The organism is Paraburkholderia sp. MM5496-R1, from assembly GCF_050436205.1.
GTDB lineage: Bacteria > Pseudomonadota > Gammaproteobacteria > Burkholderiales > Burkholderiaceae > Paraburkholderia > Paraburkholderia tuberum.
Genome location: NZ_JBNDLT010000001.1, coordinates 740,360 through 757,423 on the forward strand (window position 1 = coordinate 740,360; position 17,064 = coordinate 757,423).

At 61.4% G+C, this 17,064-nt stretch carries 18 protein-coding genes; 7 read left to right on the top strand and 11 right to left on the bottom strand.

What is annotated here, in order from left to right; translation table 11 throughout:
• Positions 1 to 133 precede the first annotated feature (133 nt).
• Positions 134 to 343, bottom strand: coding sequence for a hypothetical protein (locus OKW38_RS03760; RefSeq protein ID WP_084754273.1), 210 nt, complete (start codon positions 341 to 343; stop codon positions 134 to 136).
• A 163-nt stretch (positions 344 to 506) separates the two neighbouring features.
• Here OKW38_RS03760 and OKW38_RS03765 point away from each other — a divergent pair, with 163 nt between their 5' ends.
• The gene (locus OKW38_RS03765) at positions 507 to 929 is read left to right on the top strand and encodes an ACT domain-containing protein (protein WP_184044736.1); all 423 of its coding nucleotides are present in this window, start codon (positions 507 to 509) and stop codon (positions 927 to 929) included.
• A gap of 183 nt (positions 930 to 1,112) precedes the next feature.
• Positions 1,113 to 1,574: a hypothetical protein gene (locus tag OKW38_RS03770; protein WP_429360029.1), complete on the top strand. Its 462-nt coding sequence runs from the start codon at positions 1,113 to 1,115 to the stop codon at positions 1,572 to 1,574.
• A gap of 12 nt (positions 1,575 to 1,586) precedes the next feature.
• Here the strand turns inward: OKW38_RS03770 and OKW38_RS03775 are convergent, their stop codons facing one another.
• Positions 1,587 to 4,340, bottom strand: coding sequence for a UPF0182 family protein (locus OKW38_RS03775; protein WP_429360031.1), 2,754 nt, complete (start codon positions 4,338 to 4,340; stop codon positions 1,587 to 1,589).
• 295 nt (positions 4,341 to 4,635) lie between these two features.
• Here OKW38_RS03775 and OKW38_RS03780 point away from each other — a divergent pair, with 295 nt between their 5' ends.
• Positions 4,636 to 5,220 (top strand): glutathione binding-like protein, encoded by a 585-nt coding sequence (locus OKW38_RS03780; RefSeq protein ID WP_090811025.1) that lies wholly within the window; start codon positions 4,636 to 4,638, stop codon positions 5,218 to 5,220.
• A 62-nt stretch (positions 5,221 to 5,282) separates the two neighbouring features.
• Here the strand turns inward: OKW38_RS03780 and OKW38_RS03785 are convergent, their stop codons facing one another.
• Together OKW38_RS03785 and OKW38_RS03790 are read right to left on the bottom strand one after the other, a co-directional pair.
• The gene (locus OKW38_RS03785) at positions 5,283 to 6,215 is read right to left on the bottom strand and encodes a hypothetical protein (RefSeq protein ID WP_090811023.1); all 933 of its coding nucleotides are present in this window, start codon (positions 6,213 to 6,215) and stop codon (positions 5,283 to 5,285) included.
• 228 nt (positions 6,216 to 6,443) lie between these two features.
• A complete protein-coding gene (locus tag OKW38_RS03790; RefSeq protein WP_090811021.1) occupies positions 6,444 to 7,487 on the bottom strand; it encodes an AraC family transcriptional regulator in 1,044 nt (347 codons plus the stop codon).
• Between the two features lie 488 nt (positions 7,488 to 7,975).
• Here OKW38_RS03790 and OKW38_RS03795 point away from each other — a divergent pair, with 488 nt between their 5' ends.
• Together OKW38_RS03795 and OKW38_RS03800 are read left to right on the top strand one after the other, a co-directional pair.
• A complete protein-coding gene (locus OKW38_RS03795; protein ID WP_184069678.1) occupies positions 7,976 to 8,140 on the top strand; it encodes a hypothetical protein in 165 nt (54 codons plus the stop codon).
• A 237-nt stretch (positions 8,141 to 8,377) separates the two neighbouring features.
• On the top strand, positions 8,378 to 9,094 hold the full coding sequence (locus tag OKW38_RS03800; protein ID WP_429332724.1) for a transposase: 717 nt from the start codon (positions 8,378 to 8,380) through the stop codon (positions 9,092 to 9,094).
• Between the two features lie 71 nt (positions 9,095 to 9,165).
• Here the strand turns inward: OKW38_RS03800 and OKW38_RS03805 are convergent, their stop codons facing one another.
• From OKW38_RS03805 to OKW38_RS03820, 4 genes are all read right to left on the bottom strand, one after another.
• A complete protein-coding gene (locus tag OKW38_RS03805) occupies positions 9,166 to 10,389 on the bottom strand; it encodes a polysaccharide pyruvyl transferase family protein (protein WP_429360033.1) in 1,224 nt (407 codons plus the stop codon).
• Entirely contained in the window at positions 10,364 to 11,389 is a 1,026-nt protein-coding gene (locus OKW38_RS03810) for a lysylphosphatidylglycerol synthase domain-containing protein (protein WP_090811015.1), read from the bottom strand. The genes OKW38_RS03805 and OKW38_RS03810 overlap by 26 nt, the downstream gene beginning before the upstream one ends.
• 333 nt (positions 11,390 to 11,722) lie before the next feature.
• Entirely contained in the window at positions 11,723 to 11,920 is a 198-nt protein-coding gene (locus OKW38_RS03815) for a hypothetical protein (RefSeq protein WP_184024187.1), read from the bottom strand.
• Positions 11,921 to 12,028: 108 nt separating this feature from the next.
• Positions 12,029 to 12,571: a phasin family protein gene (locus OKW38_RS03820; protein WP_429360035.1), complete on the bottom strand. Its 543-nt coding sequence runs from the start codon at positions 12,569 to 12,571 to the stop codon at positions 12,029 to 12,031.
• Between the two features lie 404 nt (positions 12,572 to 12,975).
• Between OKW38_RS03820 and OKW38_RS03825 the strand changes: the two genes are divergently transcribed.
• Positions 12,976 to 13,746, top strand: coding sequence for a DUF3047 domain-containing protein (locus OKW38_RS03825; RefSeq protein WP_429360037.1), 771 nt, complete (start codon positions 12,976 to 12,978; stop codon positions 13,744 to 13,746).
• Between the two features lie 67 nt (positions 13,747 to 13,813).
• Here OKW38_RS03825 and OKW38_RS03830 read toward each other — a convergent pair whose 3' ends face one another.
• The 3 genes from OKW38_RS03830 to OKW38_RS03840 form a co-directional block, all read right to left on the bottom strand.
• Positions 13,814 to 14,143, bottom strand: a complete 330-nt coding sequence (locus tag OKW38_RS03830) for a hypothetical protein (protein WP_429360039.1) — start codon at positions 14,141 to 14,143, stop codon at positions 13,814 to 13,816.
• Positions 14,144 to 14,406: 263 nt separating this feature from the next.
• Positions 14,407 to 14,787, bottom strand: coding sequence for a hypothetical protein (locus OKW38_RS03835; protein ID WP_429360041.1), 381 nt, complete (start codon positions 14,785 to 14,787; stop codon positions 14,407 to 14,409).
• A gap of 48 nt (positions 14,788 to 14,835) precedes the next feature.
• Positions 14,836 to 15,084 carry a hypothetical protein gene (locus OKW38_RS03840; RefSeq protein WP_143037295.1) on the bottom strand — a complete coding sequence of 83 codons (249 nt, stop codon included), beginning with the start codon at positions 15,082 to 15,084 and terminating at the stop codon, positions 14,836 to 14,838.
• 215 nt (positions 15,085 to 15,299) lie between these two features.
• Between OKW38_RS03840 and OKW38_RS03845 the strand changes: the two genes are divergently transcribed.
• The gene (locus OKW38_RS03845) at positions 15,300 to 17,018 is read left to right on the top strand and encodes an alpha/beta hydrolase (protein ID WP_429360043.1); all 1,719 of its coding nucleotides are present in this window, start codon (positions 15,300 to 15,302) and stop codon (positions 17,016 to 17,018) included.
• The last annotated feature ends 46 nt before the right edge of the window (positions 17,019 to 17,064 follow it).

Genomic DNA, 17,064 nt, shown 5'->3' on the forward strand with positions numbered 1-17,064 from the left:
ATGACGACGGGTTCACAATGACAGAACGACGGGGGGCGCACACCACCCAAATGGGTAGCCGGGTGGATGCAATGCGGACTTCACGATGCAACGAGTCTGGTCTGCGACCAGCACGTCCCTCATCAAACTGCGGTTAGCGCCGCCCGCTACGGCCCCATACATAGCGAACCCACCGCTGCCAGCGGCTTTGCGGTGGAGCGGGCGCGTGGCGCGCAGTCTGCGCTTCGCAGTCGCGCTGGACGGACTTCTGAACCTGTTCGTGGATCTGCCTCAAACTCATGCCGCCTGGGCCTTTCAGTTTGTCGGGATCGGTAGCAGGATCGCCATCGGGATCGTCTGTCATGAGAGTCGCCTGTTTGTGATGAGGCGACTTGATCTTGATACAGATGTTCAGTAGCAGCAAGTTGGACGCGGCTCGCCGAGCGGCGCGTAGTCCGACAGTCCTTGCCCGCGTGCCGTTCGTGAAGTAGATTTTTCTAATGAGGTTCGAACTGGGAGGGACGGCCATGGAACTGAGCGTGGAACGGGTCGAGGTTTGGGCAGCTACCATCGACGATAAACCGGGAGGCCTTGCGAAGGTCTTAAGCGTCTTGCGGGATGCTGGTGTCGACTTGCAGTTCGTCGTGGCACGTCGAACGCCAGAGGCAGCGGGTAAGGGAGTCGTGTTTGTCGCTCCGCTACAGGGAGAAAGTGCGATCCGTGCCGCCACACAGGCGGGGTTCAGCGTCACCCCGAGCCTTCACTCCGTCCGTGTAATGGGTCTGGACCAGTTGGGCATCATCGCGCAATTGACCCAGATGTTGGCGGATGGGGGGATCAACCTTCGCGGCGTCTCGGCCGCTGTACTTGGCACGCAGTTCATTGCGTATCTCGCGGTCGACTCGTTGGACGATGCCGAAAAGGCGATTGACCTTCTACAAAGGGCCTGAAGTACCCGTACCGGACTGCAAACCGGCTTGGCTCTTGCTGACGAGGCAAGCGGGCCACTCTGTCTGACACGACTGCCGTCGACCATCTCAAATCCGTTGCGACAAAGCCGAGCGGCCATTTGAATGGCGAACGAAGCGCCGGGCATGGCGGCGAATCCCGATGCCGGTAGGAGGTCGACAGTGATGAAGACACCGACGACCCGAAGGCGGGTGCTTTGGGCGCTCTCGCTTTGCATTGTCACGACTTGCATGGCAGTTGGCGGGGCATTGCTGTTCGAGCTGTCGGTGGTCGGCCGTGCCGTGAGCGATTTCCGCCGGGACGCGGCCCTGGCGCAAGGGGGCATCGCAAGTGGCGAGCCGGCTACGCCCGAGGAGCGCATGAACCCGCCCTATCTGAAGCGATACGGGTTGGACCGTAACCTGTACAAGGACATTCACGGAAACTTTTCGCCAACGGGTGCTGACTGGCGCCAATGGGGGCTGCGAACCAAGGTCGCAGCCACTGTGTTGTGGCTGGGTCACGATCCACCGGGAACGTGGTGGACCTACGTTCAGATCAAGTGCGTTGACCGGTTTCCTCAAGCTCACGCCGACAGCGAGCCGATCGTCGATGTTGCCGACGCTTGCCTCGGCGAGCCGCATTGATCGTCCCGTTGGTCACTTCCGGTCATCGGAACGGCCAGCGCCGAGTGCCTCGAGCAACGGCCGGAGGGCATCCAGTTCCGCGCCGAAGCCGCTCCAGTCTCCCGCCTTCAGTCGCTCGATGGCGCGGTCATAGTGGACAAGTGCCTCTCTCGCGCGAGCGTCCACGGTGCCTCGGGCTGGCGATGCCGCTTGTGCGGTCTCACTGAAAAGCGCCGCCAGCGCCTCATCCAGAGTGCTCTCCATCACCACACGGTCCCCATACGCGGCAATCACCCGCTTCAACTCCGGCAACTGACCGGACGCCGCGCGCAAATAGAGCGGCGAAACGTAGAGGATCGAGTTCTCGATCGGCACGACCACGAGATGACCGCGAATGACGCGTGAGCCCATCTGGTTCCACAACGAGATCTGCTGCGAGATCTCGGTATTCTGCTGAATCCGCGCTTCGATCTGAAACGGCCCATAGATCAGCTTGTCCTTGGGAAAGGTGTACACGATGAGCTTGCCGTACCCGGGCGCATCGCATCGCGCCGCCAGCCAGGCAATCATGTTCTCGCGCTGGCTCGGCACCATCGGCAGCATGAGGATGAACTCGGCGCGTGCGTCGCCGGGGAGTCGCATGATCGTGTAATACGGCGGCATCGTGCTGGCGGTGCTTCCGCCATCCATTCCGACCAGCTCCTGGGGAAACTGCCACAGATCCTCGCGGTTGTAGAAGATCTCCGGCGCATCCATGTGATAGGCGCGGTAGAGCTGCGCCTGGATCAGGAACAGATCTTCGGGATAGCGGATATGCTTTCGCAGCTCCGGTGGCATCACGTCCAAAGGCTTGAACAAACCCGGGAAGATGCGCTCGTATGTGCGCAGGAGCGGATCGGCGGGATCGCTGACGTAGAAATCGACCGTGCCGTTATATGCATCGACCACGACCTTGACGGCGTTTCGGATGTAATTGGCGCCGTCGCCAAAACCCGGCCGGGAGTAAGGAAACCACCGGCTGACGGTGTACGCGTCCTGGATCCAGAACAGGCGCCCATTGCTTGCGACGACATAGGGGTCATGGTCGAGAGTCAGGAATGGCGCGATCGTACGCACGCGGTCCTGAATGTTGCGATGAAGCAGGATCCGGCTCTTGTCTGTGATATAGCCGCTCAGCAGGATGTTCGGATCGTCGAGCTGCCAGGCGAACAAACTGCGGCGTGCCACACTGCCGATGCTGACGCCATCGCGCCCGCTATACGTCGTGTAGGCATTAGTCGGCCGTTGGGGAAAGTCGAACTCCGCTACGTTGCCGTCCACGATGACGTAGTCCTGGCGGCCTTCGCCGAAATAAAGACGTGGTTCGCGAATGGCCGGGCCGCCGCTGGAGACTGGCGGAATATCGTGCAGATAGAAAAACGGTAAGCCTTCGGTGGATTTCTCGGTGACTGGCGACATCACGACGCCGATGCCGTGAGTAAAGATAAGGTGCAGGTTCACCCAGGTTTGGGCGTTGGTCGGAAGCATCGCCGGTTCCAGTTCACGCGCCGACAGCATTACCTGTCTGTATCCGGCGTCAAGCTGATAGCGGTCGATGTCCACTGAAATAAATTTGTAGTAAGTCCTGATCTCCTGCAACTGTGCATAGGTATCCATCAGCGGTTGCACATCCCATAGCCGGATGTTGTCGATGGTCGCCCGATTGGCCTGCAGCGAATCGAGAGTCAGTCCCTGCTCGGCCTCAAACGGTTTAACCTCGATCTTTGCGAGGCCGTAAGCCTGTCGCGTTAGCGCGATAGCGTGCTCGATATAGGGTGTTTCCAGTTTCAGCTCGCTCGGTTTGACATAGAAGCGCTGAAACAGCGATGGATAGATCACAGCGCATACAAACGAACTGCCGAATACGAGCAGCGCGAGAACGACGGGTTGCAGATGGCTCCGTCGGCGCATGTTGATCCAAAGGGCAACGGATGAGGCCGCGGCAAGGCCGACAAGCATCCACAGGACCGGCAACTCGACGTGGACATCGGTATAGCTGGCGCCGACCACGACGCCGTTGTCGCCATAGAGCAGCAGAAAGCGGTCGAGCCACCACGACCAGGCCTTCACCGCAAAGAACAAACCGAGCAGTGCCGAACCATGAGTGAGGGGGGCGGCCGAGAGCGTGCGTGGTGGCCGCTCCAGCGCGATGTCACCGCGCAACCCGTAGACAGCACCTGCCACGATCGCGCTCCAGAAGATTAGCTGCAGCAGCCAGTTCTTGAGCGCGACATACGCGGGGAGCGAGAACAGATAAAAGCCGATATCCCTGTCAAAGATCGGATCGCGTTCGCCAACAGGGACCTGATAAATGAAGCGAAGCGCGAGGTCCCAGCTCGAGACTTCGCTAGCGGCAATAACCAACCCCAGGACGACCGCGGCGCAGGCAATACTGGAGCGCCAGGGAACGTGCGGCGCGATCAGTTCAGACAATTCAACGGCAACTTCCGTCGGACCCGATCGATCAACAGATTGCGCTCGCAAGACATCGACGCGCCTCGCGTAACGATGCGCCAAAATCCCAGACAGCCATATCGCGCACGCCGAGACTGCGAACACCGCGGCAAACAGCAGCGCTCTCGCGCAGAGGATGGTCCAGAAAACGCCACCATAGCCGATCGAAGAGAACCACAGCCAGTTGACCAGGATGCCCGTGATGCGTCCGACGACAAGCAGGCCAACGATGACGGCCGTCACCGTGATTGCATAACGTCTCAGGCGCACGCCGGACTTCACTTCCGACCGCATGGTCTCTCCTGTGCTGGCCGTCGCCCTGCCCTGCTGCGATTGCGATCCGGGTTCGGATGGCTACATTAATTCAAGCTATCTGAAGCCGCTCCGCGAACCATGACGAAAGACCCTTGTGGACGTGGCGCGAGTCAAAACGGACAGTGCCCGGCGCAGCGATGCGGCAATTATGCCAAAGTTCATCCATCGCAATCGACGCTCGACGTCGAACTCTCGTTCCAGGTGTCGACGGCGGCGGCACGCCCTTTGCTGCGTTGAAACGGTTCACTTCATCTCACGAAAATGGACCCCTATCATGAAGCTCTACTATTCGCCTGGTGCCTGCAGCCTCGCCGACCATATCGCAATGCATGAGGCCGATCTCACTTTCGAAAGGATTCGCGTCGACTTGAAGTCCAAGGAGACCGAGACTGGGGAGCAGTTCAATCGGATCAATCCAAAGAGTTACGTCCCAACCCTCGAAATGGATGATGGTCAACGGCTTACCGAGAATATCGCGATTCTTTCGTGGGTCGCACAGCGCAAGCCTGCCCTTGCGCCGAATAGCGAACCCGGCAGCCTGCGCCTGCTCGAGATGCTCGCGTTCATTTCGACGGAAATCCACAAGCAGTTCAGCCGTGTTTTCAAGCCCACTTCGGATGCTGAAGCAACGGCAGCGCGCGAGAAGCTCGGTCAACGCTTCCAGTTGATCGCCACCATGTTCAAGGGCGAATACCTGTTCGGCAGCGAAGCGAGTGTGGCGGACGCCTATCTGTTCACGATGCTGCTCTGGGCCAAAAAGGTAGGCATCGAAGTGCCGGAGAAATTGCGAAACTTTGCCGAACTGATGCGCGCGCGTCCGGCCGTCCAGCTTGCCATGAAGCACGAGGGACTCGACTGATGAAACGCAGATCCTCGCCGCGCGCACCTTTAGCTGGATGATTCGTGTGTGTTCGGGCTCGCTCAATGCAGTGTGGCGAGTGCGGCCCGGATACGCATCCCCTGCTCTTCGGAGACGAGCCGATCGAGCACTTCCGCGAAATGGGGGTGATGCATACCGGAATGGAGGTACTGCCACCGGTAGGCATGATGGAAATTCGCTTCGATCGACATGGCTTCTGCCTCGACGACGGCACGCCCGCAGTTCGCGATGAAATACCGCGAGTCCGCTGTCGCCTGCCCGCCCAAAATGCCGTCGATCGCAATCATCAGGTCGATGAACTCGTTGACCGCGTTGTCGCGCGCCGCATCTGTCAGCGTAGCGTCGTGCCGCTTCCATTCCAGCTCATCGAGAATGGCGTGCTGACTTTCTTCCTTCCAGTGGTACAGAAATACATCCTTGAACAGCTCGGATAACTGATCGTCAGGATGAATGCTCTGGCGGTAGTGAATTTGCGAGAACAGTTCAATATGCAGCGTCATGGCCAGCACCGCCCATGTGCTCTTGCCGAGGACCACGGCGGCAAGCGCATCGGGATCGACGTCGAAGCGGTAACCCGCGGGCAGCGTTTCGCCGATCATTTTTTCGATGCGGCGAAACAGCGCCTGGTGTTTAAGCTCTTCGTCGCTGAAACGCACGAGCGCTTCGAGTGCCACCTGATCGCCGAGCCAGTAGTCTCGGCTCACTTCCAGCACCTTGGCGTTAATGAAGCGCTCGACGAGCCCGAACACGTTCGCGTATGTGCGCCCCTGAATCTGGCTGACGAACCGCTTCTCAGCCTCCGAGAGCATGATGAAATCCGGCACCAGCGACAGCCCGTCCGGCAAATACTTCTGGGACATGTCGAAGGTACGGCCTCCAATCACGTCACGGTCGATGTCCCAACTGACCATCTTCGAAGCGCGAATGCATCGGGCGTAGCGATCGCGATCGGACAGCCGCAATATTGCGTTCATTGAAGTTCTCCCAATATGGACCGCGATGCGGTCTGGCGTTGAGTGTCGATTCACCGGGCAGAGCCAGTCGGATGATCTGGCTTTCCGGCACGCTCAATTTACGATTGGGAGTCTTGAAGTTCTATGATCGAGTCGCCGGACGATATGACTGAAACGCCGTTTCGTCACGTTGGTCGCACAGCTCGACAATTGAGTGGATAGAGACAGCGCGGCGCGTCACGGCAGGCATCACTGATCCCGCAGTGCGGCAACGCCACGCGTAGCTTGCGCGTGCTGCGCTGATGTGGCCACGCCGTTCGTGTTTCCTTTGCTCTTGCGCCAGCCGGCCGGCGGCATGCCGAATTCGCGTCTGAACGCGCGACTGAATGCGGCTTCCGACTCATAGCCAATCTGTTCCGCAACGGCGTTGAGCGGCTTGCTACCGATCAGAAGTTCGTGCGCTGCAATCTGCATGCGCCATCTCGCGAGGTATTGCATGGGCGGCTGCCCCAGAAGATCGGTAAAGCGTTGCGCCAACGCGGAACGCGACAGGCCCACTTTGCGCGCAAGTTCCTCGACGGTCCACGCATGCGCCGCCTGCGCATGAAGCAGCGAGAGCGCGCGTCCAACGTAGCGGTCACGCACGCCGGCGAGCCACCCGGTCTGGTTATCAGGTAGCGCTTCAATACAGCTACGGATTGCTTCGACAAACAGCAGTTCCGATAGCCTGGCAAGCACGATCGTGCCGCCCGCGCGCGAGTCGGCCGCTTCCGCGGCAGCAAGTTTGAGAGACGACTCGAGCCATGCCGCACGCGGATCCTGGCGCATGTCGATCTTGAACAGTCGCGGCAGCGATGAGAGCAGCGGATTGCTCAAAGTATCGTCGCAGGCCAGAAAGCCGCACACGATGCGCGTCACAGCGCCCCCGCCGCCATAGGACAGCGTCATCACTTCACCGGGTGCTGTCGCCATCTGCCCGGCCAGTAGCGAGTCCGACGGCACAGGGGAGATATCGATCGCGCTGCCGATGATGTGCGTTTCACCCTGAGGCACCACGATCAGTTCGCCGGCATGGACGTGAATCGCCGAACCGGGATCGTCGGCCAGCGTCGCCCAGCAACTCCCCTCTATGATCAGATGATAAGAAACGACGCGCTCCGAAGGCGGCAAGTAAGCGCCGCAGAGCGATGCATCGGTGCGACCGATCAGACACCACGGCGCGGTGAGTGTCCCGTTCAGAAACACGGCGCCGCTCAGACGAACAGCGCGCAGAACCTCAGAGACTGCATCCATGGATAGCTCGCGTGAAATGCGATTTCCCGGGCGAGAAACCTTGCCGCCGTTCATTCTTCAGGATGGCCAAGGGCTCCATGTTATACCCGCAACCTCACTTGATGACAATTCCCTTACTGACGTTTTTCGCGAGACTTATGAAGCGCTTTGCGGGTCCGTTGAAGACTCGTGCCTGGCAAAAAGCGCACCACGGAACGTGCGCTTCGCCAGGATGACAGGACGAACTTTGTGGACGCCCGCACTGCGCACGCGATGCATCGGCAAGAAGTGGACGATCGGACAAGAAAGATCGACGCACGGGCAGGACGGCAATGGCTTGCCGCGGGCAGAGTTCATGACAGGAAGGAACATCACGGATCGGCGTCATCCGTACTTCGCCAACAAGCCTTCCTCGGACTCTGGAAACCTGGCGCGTCACCCAACTTGCACGAATCGGTTCAAGCACAGCAACTGACCGCTTCGCGCAAACACAGTAGCGTGAGATACCGATGAAACGCCTGATAAGCCGTGCGATGTACCACCCGATCATTGCGCTATCCGTTTTCCATCTGGCCGACGTTATGCATCACGTCGATTACAGCATCGCTGGTGCATTGCTGGTTCTGACCGCGAAAACGATCTCGCGGGTTTCAAGTCTGTTCGACAAGGGATAGAGCTGCGATGCGAAGCGTTCGTCGATCAACGTCCGAGCGCGGCGCTGCAATTCAGCATTGGCATAAGAGACACTGGGTGCGATCGGCAAATCAACGAACAGAGGCCATAAAAAAGGCCTGTTCGTGATGCAAATGCACGGACATGATCGATAGAATTTCCTCTAGCACGTTACACACGGTCCCGCGTCCGATATCTGTCGGACCGCTTTCTCACATCGGATCTCCGGTTAATTCAGCATGGCACGGCTTGCACGGCACTACGTCCCCGATCAACCGCAGCACGTTATCTTGCAGGGACTCGCGGGACCCGCTTTCATGGACGAAGGAGACTACCTGTACTTCCTCGCCTGCGTGACAGACGCAGCGCGCGTCGCCGATCTGGCGGTCCATGCGTGGGTGCTCATGCCTGATGCGGTACAGTTCCTCGTCACGCCTTCGTACGAGTCGAGCGTCGCCATGGCAATGCAGGCGGTTGGCCGTCGCTATGCCGAGACCTTCAACCGCCGCCATGGACGCCGCGGTGCGGTATGGCGTGGCGAGTACCGGTCGACAGTGATTGAGCCCGACCGGTATTTCCTGCTCGCGAGCCAGGTCATCGATCAGGCGCCGGTGCGCAATGGCCTGGCGGCCGAGCCGGGAAACTACCCGTGGTCGAGCTGCGCGCACCACATCGGGCTGCGTGTCGATAGGTTCATCAAGGACCATCCACTGTACCGGGCGCTCGGCAATACGCCGTTCGAGCGCCACCAGGCTTATCGCGATCTGGGCGCACAGCCTGTTGACGAACGCGAGATCAATAACCTGATGCAGTCGACGCTCAACGGCTGGGTGCTCGGCAGCCCCGCGTATTGCGAATGGGCGGCGCAGACAGCCAATCGGCGCTTGATGCCACTGCTGCTGCGCGACCGGCCGTCCACGGTTCGCACCACACGCTCGCTCGTACACGTGGGCTGAGGAAAGAACGATCGAGCTTCGCGAGATTACACGACCGCGCCGACGCCGCTCGTCGCGCGAAGCCCTGCATTTCAAGCAGAACACATTGCCGCTCGCGTCTGCGAGAATCCCTCGCGATAGCGAGCGGCGAGGTGTGTGGCCGTGCGCCGCAGCAACGTCCGGTCGATCGTCAGGGCATGGAGCATTGCTTGCGAAAGTGCCTCGATCCCGACGCTGCCCGGCACGCACGCTGGCTCCCACGTCGCGGCAAACGCGGACTGTTTGGTCGTGTCGTTCGCGCGCGCCGGATGGAAGAAGTTCACCCGCGGCAAGCCGAACGCCAGCGCGACGATCCGTCCGTGCAGGCTGCTTCCCGCGTAGGCCGTGGCGTCTGCGATCAGTGCGCAGATGTCCCATATCTCCAGCGAACGGAAGAGTTGCGTACGTGAGACCTTCATCCGTGCCGCAATCCGCTCGTAGCAGGCCATATCGTCATGCCAGGGCGCCGCACCCGCTCGAAAGAACACAATACCAAGCCCGCTCTCGTTCGACACGCGATCGAGCTCGCGCGCAAGCACACCGAGCGTTCCGTCGTCGCCGAAATCCGCACTGAACTGCACGGCGACATACCCCTCGGGAAACGCCCTTTGCAAATCCGCCACGCCGCTTCGTTCCTTGCACGCGCGAATGTTCGTGCCGAACAGCTCCGTCACCATCACCGCCGGATCCGGCACGAGCCGCGCGAGAATGCCTGCTGCGGCGAGCCCGTTCTGGGTGTGGATGTCACGCACGCTGACGTCGTCGGCTTGCGCGAGCTTCGACAGGACTTCTGCGCGCATCCCGGGATCGAGTCGCTCCACATCGACGCCGCCGGCCGCTTGATAAGTGACGCTCGACGCACAGGGAAACATCTCGCGAGACGTCATGTAGGGGGCAAGCGCATCGAGACCCGTCAGCGCACGTGCCCACGCGCGTCGCTCGTCGTTGTGCGTTTCCAGTCGCGCGATGATCTTCTGTGCCTGGTCCCACGGCAGCAGCATCACCGCCGCCTCCCAGTCGCCGCAAGTCAGGATCTCGCCGCCTGCGTGCACGATATGCACACGGTCCTTGCCGCGTTCGGCGGCCAGTTGCGCGAGCGCCTGAACAGCGTGGCCGCCGTGGACGCGCAGGTCGCGCTCCGCGAGCCCGGCGAAGATCACGTCGTCGCACGCAAGCAGTTTTGCGACGACGTGAGGGAACAGCAGGTCACCCAGGTTGTGGCGATCGAAGGCGCCGAACACCACGACCGCATCATGTTTTCCTGTGTCTCGCATCATGATTCGGGCCCCGACCTCCCTCGGTACGAAGTCGCCGCTTGTCGCGCCACTCCTCCACCTGCCAGGCGGTCAGTCCAGGCAGAAAGACGATGATGTCACGAATACGGCGCGCACCCGCGAGCGCGAGGCAAAGCTGCGGATGGAAACCAAGCACCGTGCCGATCAGCAGAAATCCACCTTCCTGAACGCCGAGTGCGCCAGGCACAAAGAACACGACGCTACTGAGCGCCTGGATGAGCGACTCGAGTACGACTGCCTGCAGGAAACCTGCTTTTGCCGACAGGAAATAGAGCGCGAGCCATAGCTCGAGCGCCGTTCCGATGCATTGGAGCGATTGCCAGATGAGCAGGTAACGGATGATGACGCCGGGCTGATGCCAGAGCTCACTGATCGATTGATCGATGCGCACCGACTCGCCGACGAGCGAGCGGAACTTGCCGCTCGTGATGCGATTGAAAAGTTTCGTGAGCCGCGCGAACGGACTCGCTCGCTGCACGAACGAAAACGCCAGGAGCAGAACCGCCAGAATGGCGATGCCGCCTCCGAGCCTGGCTGCGAGGTGCAACGCCCTGGAGCCGGCATGGGCGATCAGATAACCGATGGCCGCAATGGCGAACAGCATTTCGCTGATGAGCGTGAGCTGGAGGTCGACGACGAGGCTCGCCATGGCCGGGGCAGGCTCCATGCCCCGTTTGCGCATCATGCGAAACGTCACGACTTCACCGCCCACTCGGGCAACGGGCAACATGCCGTTCACGGACTCCCGAATCCAGACGAGACGCAGTACCGCGAACAGCTTCGGGCGTATCGCGCCGCGCATCAGCATTTGCCAATTCCTTGCGTTGGCGAGCATCGGCAGAACGTGGACCATCCCTGCAAGCGCGAGCCCGGCGCCGGCCGCGCGCATCAAACCAAGCACCTTCTGCGCGTCGGCGTGCCAGACGAGCCAGACCGCGATGGCCAGGCCAGCAAGTGCGGCAGCCCGGGCGAGATATTTCATAAGCTGGCGCGAGCGTAGTGTCAGTCGCTTTGAAGCGGCAGCAATAGACTTTTGCGTCCACTTCGGAGATCGAGGCGCAGCTGCGACTCTCCCGATAACTTTTCACCGAGAATCTGGCATATCGCACCTCGGGCCCCTATGCGAGCCGTCGCATAACTCGTTCCCCGCGCGGGAGAATGGTGGTGTGATTAGCGACCGTGACGAAGTCCCCGCTGCGCGCTGCCGTGCTCAGCGACAGTCACTGGCGAAGCTGTTCGTGCACACGATTGCCGAGCGGCGGCGCAGGCGGCCACCCAACGTGTATAGGTCGCAGATACGTTGTCTGTGCACCGGTCAGCGGACCCGTGCGAACGCTCGCAGCACGGCGTCGCCGCGCGGCGTGACGCGAGGTAACCGGAAGCCTGGCCCAGCTGGCTCATTCGCAATCAACTGCAGTTCGCGGAGCGCGCCAAGCTCTGCCCGATCCGAATCAATTCGTTCAGGCGCATCCTTCAACAGCAACAACGTGGCCACTTCGTGCGGGCTCAACATGTCGTTTACCTCACGGCGGGAACGAAGGAACGGGTGACCAGATCCGGCCACGGCTGCGTCGGCAGCACGCGAATACCGGACCCGGCAGGATTGGTGGAAGCTCGTCGCCTATCGGGTTGACGAGCGACGTGTGCGAGGCGGACCTCGTCGTTGCGCCGTGTCAGGCGTCGCCTTTTCGACGCGCTCGAGAAAGGCGCGGACCATTTCCCCGACCTGTGCCTCGGCGACGGACACGCGGTCCGGCTGCACTTCCGGCGGCACGGCCGCGCGCATCATCGCGTCGACGCCCGTTGCGCAGGCCGGCAGGCCAGCGGGCCTGGTGTCCTCGTGGAGCTCACGCTCGTCATCGTGATCGCCGCCGGCGTGGCACGGTCTGATTGTTTCAGACGCGATATCCATCCAGCCGCGGGTGTATCCGGCGAACTGCAGGGTAAGCCAAGGCAACACATCCGCTTGACGTCTGAGGAACTGTTCAGGCGTCTGGGCGCGCAATACGCTTTCCCAGTGCAGCGCGGCACCCGTGACCGCGGACCTGTATGTATCCACGTTCAGCCGTATCAGCGCGCAATAACCGGCGAGGAACTGGTTGGGCAGTTGCGACACGTCGGTCGGAATGGATAGGGTAAATGGCATCTGTTTTGGGCTGCTCACAGAATATCTCTAAGGTTCTCGCGGACACGGCGAGCGCTGCCACTGCGATTCGTGAAGGTCGTTCCCACACCGGGCCGTTGGCCAGGCAGACGGTCTGAAGCCGTCTTAGAGCCGTCATTCTAACTTTGTTAAGTCGGACTACGATTTTTACGTAGCCAGGGAGTTTCCCCAATATGTGGGAAATTGACGCCTGTGATGAGTGGCGGCGACCACGGTCATTGATAGCAAACCCTCGCGCGCCGCACGACGCGACGGGAATACCGCGCGGCGCGTTGCGAGCCTCGTCATGCAAACGCTACGACGCAGCAAACAGAACCTCAACCGCCGACGTGAAAGCTCCGCTGAAACGTCGCCCGAGGAGCCCACTACAATGGACGCTATCCAACATACGAATGCGACCTGCCGTGCATCTTCCCTCGCGCCGTCGAGCGCAAAAACGAACAGCGCCGTCAGCCTGGATCGCCGCATGCGTCGCGCTTCTTTTGTTGTCGCCGCCCATCCTTGCCCAGGACGAAAAGCCCGGTATCGCCTTTTCCTCGTTCGAGCCCGGCGCATCGCTGCCCGCGGGCTGGAAGAACCTGCCGGTCGCGCGCGGCAAGCCCATCACGCAATACACGCTCGTTCACGACGACCACACCACTGTGCTGCAGGCGGACGCGAACCGCTCTGCGTCCGCGCTGATGCACGAGGGTGATATCGACCTCGCTCGCACTCCCGTCGTGGCATGGCGCTGGAAAGCGGATAGACCGATCGAAGGCGCCGATAACCGCGTGGCGTCGAAGGAAGACGCGCCAGCGAGGCTGGTGTTCATGTTTGCCGGAGACAAGAGCAAGCTGTCGCTTTTCGACCGGGCGAAGATGGGGCTGGCCAAGCAACTGAGTGGCGAAGATCTGCCCTATGCCACGTTGATGTACGTGTGGTCGACCACCGCCGCGCCGGGTACCGTCATTGCCAACCCTCACACGAACCGCGTACAGATGATCGTGGTCTCCGGTCTGCCTGGCGATGCGGGTCAGTGGCAAAGCCTGCGCCGCAATATCGTGCAAGACTATGAGCGGGTCTTTCACGAGCCGCCAGGACGAATCACAGGCTACGGGCTGCTGACCGATACCGACAATACCGGTGCCACGACACGGGCCTGGTACGGAGACATCCAGTTCCTTCCCGGGCCTTGATCACCGGGTGCCATCGAGTTGATCGAGCCCGTCGGCGCGGCGTGGCCGGCTGTGTGTCCCGCGCGCTTTACCCGTGCCGATGCGCGTCCGCAGGCCAATGCCGTTCATGCGTACCCCATCGTGGTTCCGCCGGCTGCATGCCCTCTTCCACGAACGCGTCGACGGACCACGTGTCGACGAACTCGTTTCGCGCCTTGCGGCGTTTGGCGACCTGGAAGTCCCGTTCCGCCACCTGAATCGCCTTGATGTTCAGCCGGTGCGCGAGCGCCGCGTCACGAAGATCGGGGGAATGGCCACGAGCGCAGCCGCGCTGCGGGCCGAGACGATGGTTGCCGCGCGGGAACGCGCGTTGCTCGATGTGCATCGTCAACACGGAATGCATAACGGAGACACCCATGGGCTGCGCGTTTTTCGCGGCCGAACGGCGCGTCCAGCGGGGCGAGCGTCTATGTCCCGGTCGCGGACGAGATCGACTATCCCGCCGATCTGGAGGCCGCGCGCAACCGCCGGCAAAGCAGACGTACGTGGCAAGCGTTCAGTTGTGGGAGAAAAGCGATGTCCATTCAGGAATATGCGCCGTATCGCGGCTGCAATATCGAGGTGAACGTTACGCTATCGAAGACGCATTGGCTCGGTGGCAAATATCGCCGTTATCGCGTGTCATGGACCGTGACGTTGCCCGGCAATCCGGAACAGGAACTGCTGAGTTTTCCGGAACAGTTCGATTTTCTGACCGAGCATGAAGCGTTCAAGTATGGAGAAAATCGGGCGCACACCTTTGTCGATTCGATGTTGTCGACGCCTTCTCAAAGGCGCAGGTTCCGAGACGCGGTCGCTCGGCCCGCAACGCGCCAGGACGTTTTTTAATGGCTCGCGCCGGCGCGCCCTTTCGGAGCGGTATGGCGCGTCGCCGCGTTTGCCTATGATCCCTTCGAGCTTCGTGCGGCAGACAGAAGCGACCGGAGACACCGGGTCTTCCTGGAAGTCTTGCGACAATCGCAACACCATCTCGCTATCTGGCCTGTTTGCCTTGCCGGTCAACTGCGTAGCGTCGGCAATGCTCCAGATATTCGGCTTGGTTTGCGACGGTCAATTCAACCAGCGGGTTTCGAACCGCTTGATCGTGCCACCGGGTAGCGACCAGCGCGACGGGCAAGCAGCGTGCGCGCAAGCTCCGTAAAGCCCTCGCTCGCGCGACGTCGCCACCGACAGGCCGGTCCATCGATGTTTGAACACGATGCGCGCAGAGCGACGATGTTGTTCGGGGGACAGAAAGGTAAATACAATGCGACGCATGGCCGGTTTATCGTTGACGTTTTTTCGACGCAGGAGAAACATCGCACGAGATCGGAGCAGCCCCGTCCATTCCGCTGCCCCCATGTGTCGCGTTGCGCGCGGTAATCAGGAAAACATCGTCGTGGCTGATCATGCGGCGGCATCTTCCATTACTGCCCTCCTGGCGGAGTCTGAATCAAGGCTGGCCGCGTCATCAACTCCTTTGCGGGTGACCCGCGGAAACGAGGTGCGAGTTGTGCCAATCCGAGCGAGCACGCATGCGGGACTCCCATGAGCCGGTAGCCGCCGGGCTTCGAAGCACGTCCTGGACGCCGACGCTCAGCGGCTCGCTGCTCGCGCTCGTGTTCTGGTGGCAGTCACTGACGCCGACACTGATTCCGCGGTCGTGGGGAACGCAAACCGTGGTCGGCGCGTTCTGTCTGGCCATCGGCTATGGGATAGGCACATTGCTCGGCCGCGGCGTGCATCGGCTGCTGGAGCGATGGGGGCGCGTGGCCGGCAGCGAGATCCGACGGCGCAGCTGGATCGTTCTGGCAGCGGCGTGGCTCATTGCACTATTCGTTGGCTCGAAGCTATGGCTCGGCTGGCAGAACGAGCAGCGTAGTTTCATGGGGATGGCGCCGATCGCCTGGTTCGACGCCGTGCTGGTGAGCGTCCTGTCGCCGTTGAGCGCGGTGTTGCTGGTAGTCATCGGGCGATTGACGGCGCGCGGTGTCGCCGCAGTCAAGCAGGTCGTCCAGGGTCACGTGCCCCCGATCGTTTCGGTGCCGGCAACAGCGCTGCTCGTCATCGTGATTGGCATGGCGCTCGCTCGCGCAGTGGCGCTTCCCGCCCTCAACACGGCCGCCAACTTCGTCCACGGGCGGGCGAACGAAGACACCGCTGAAGGAATCGTGGCCCCCACGTCGCCGGCGGTGTCGGGCAGCAGCACGTCGTTCGTCGCATGGGACACCTTGGGCCGCATGGGGCGCGGCTTCGTGGCGACAGCGACAAACAAGCAAGAGCTTGCGAAGTTCCACGGGACTGATGCGAGACTGGTCGATCCGGTGAGGGTCTACGTGGGAGTGCGTTCCGCGGACTCCCTCGAGCAGCGTGCGCAGATTGCGGTGCGCGAGCTCGAGCGCGCGGGCGGGTTCGAGCGGAAAGTGCTGGTCGTGTGGATACCCACCGGCACGGGCTGGATAGTCCCCAAAGCCGCGGCTTCGCTGGAGCAACTGCACAGTGGCGACACGGCGATAGTGGCGATCCAATACTCTTTCCTGCCTAGCCGACTCGCGATTTTCATGGATGCTGGTCTCGCGAACGAGGCGGGTATCACGCTCTTCAACGCGGTTCGCGCCCGATGGTCGATGCTCCCGCCGAAACGACGGCCAAAGCTCGTTCTGTTCGGCAAGAGTCTCGGCGCCGCGGGGGTGGAAGCGCCTTTCGTCGGGAAAGACGCCTCTGCCTCGGTGGCCAACATGATGGCCAGAACGGATGGCGTGCTGATCGTCGGCGCCAAACAAAGCAACCCGATCCATTCGCAACTCACTCGCGAGCGCGATAGCGGGTCTCCCTTCTGGCAGCCGATCTTCAATGGGGGGCGTTCGGTACGGTTCTTGAACCGCGATCCGCATCAGGTGGCATTGGACGCCGACTGGCCGGCCCCGCGAATCGTGTACCTTCAGCACCCGGCCGATCCGGCCGTGTTCTGGAGTGCCAGTGCGTTCTGGTGGCCGCCCGAATGGCTGGCTCGGCCACGTGGCTTCGACGTGCCTGACGCCATGCATTGGTTTCCCATCGTCTCGGGCGTGCAGGCGGTGGGCGATCTGATTCACCAACTCGGCGTGCCGGCGGGTTTTGGTCACAACTACTCGTCGGAGGACTACGTCAACGGCTGGGCCAGCGTGGTGCCTCCCGAGGGCTGGACGCACGCCGATACCGAACGACTGGCCCGGTTCCTCGACCAGATTGCCGGCGATGAATCAGAGCCGTGACCGAGCGGAAGGCGAACGGATTGGGGCAGTGCCGTTGCAGCTTGCG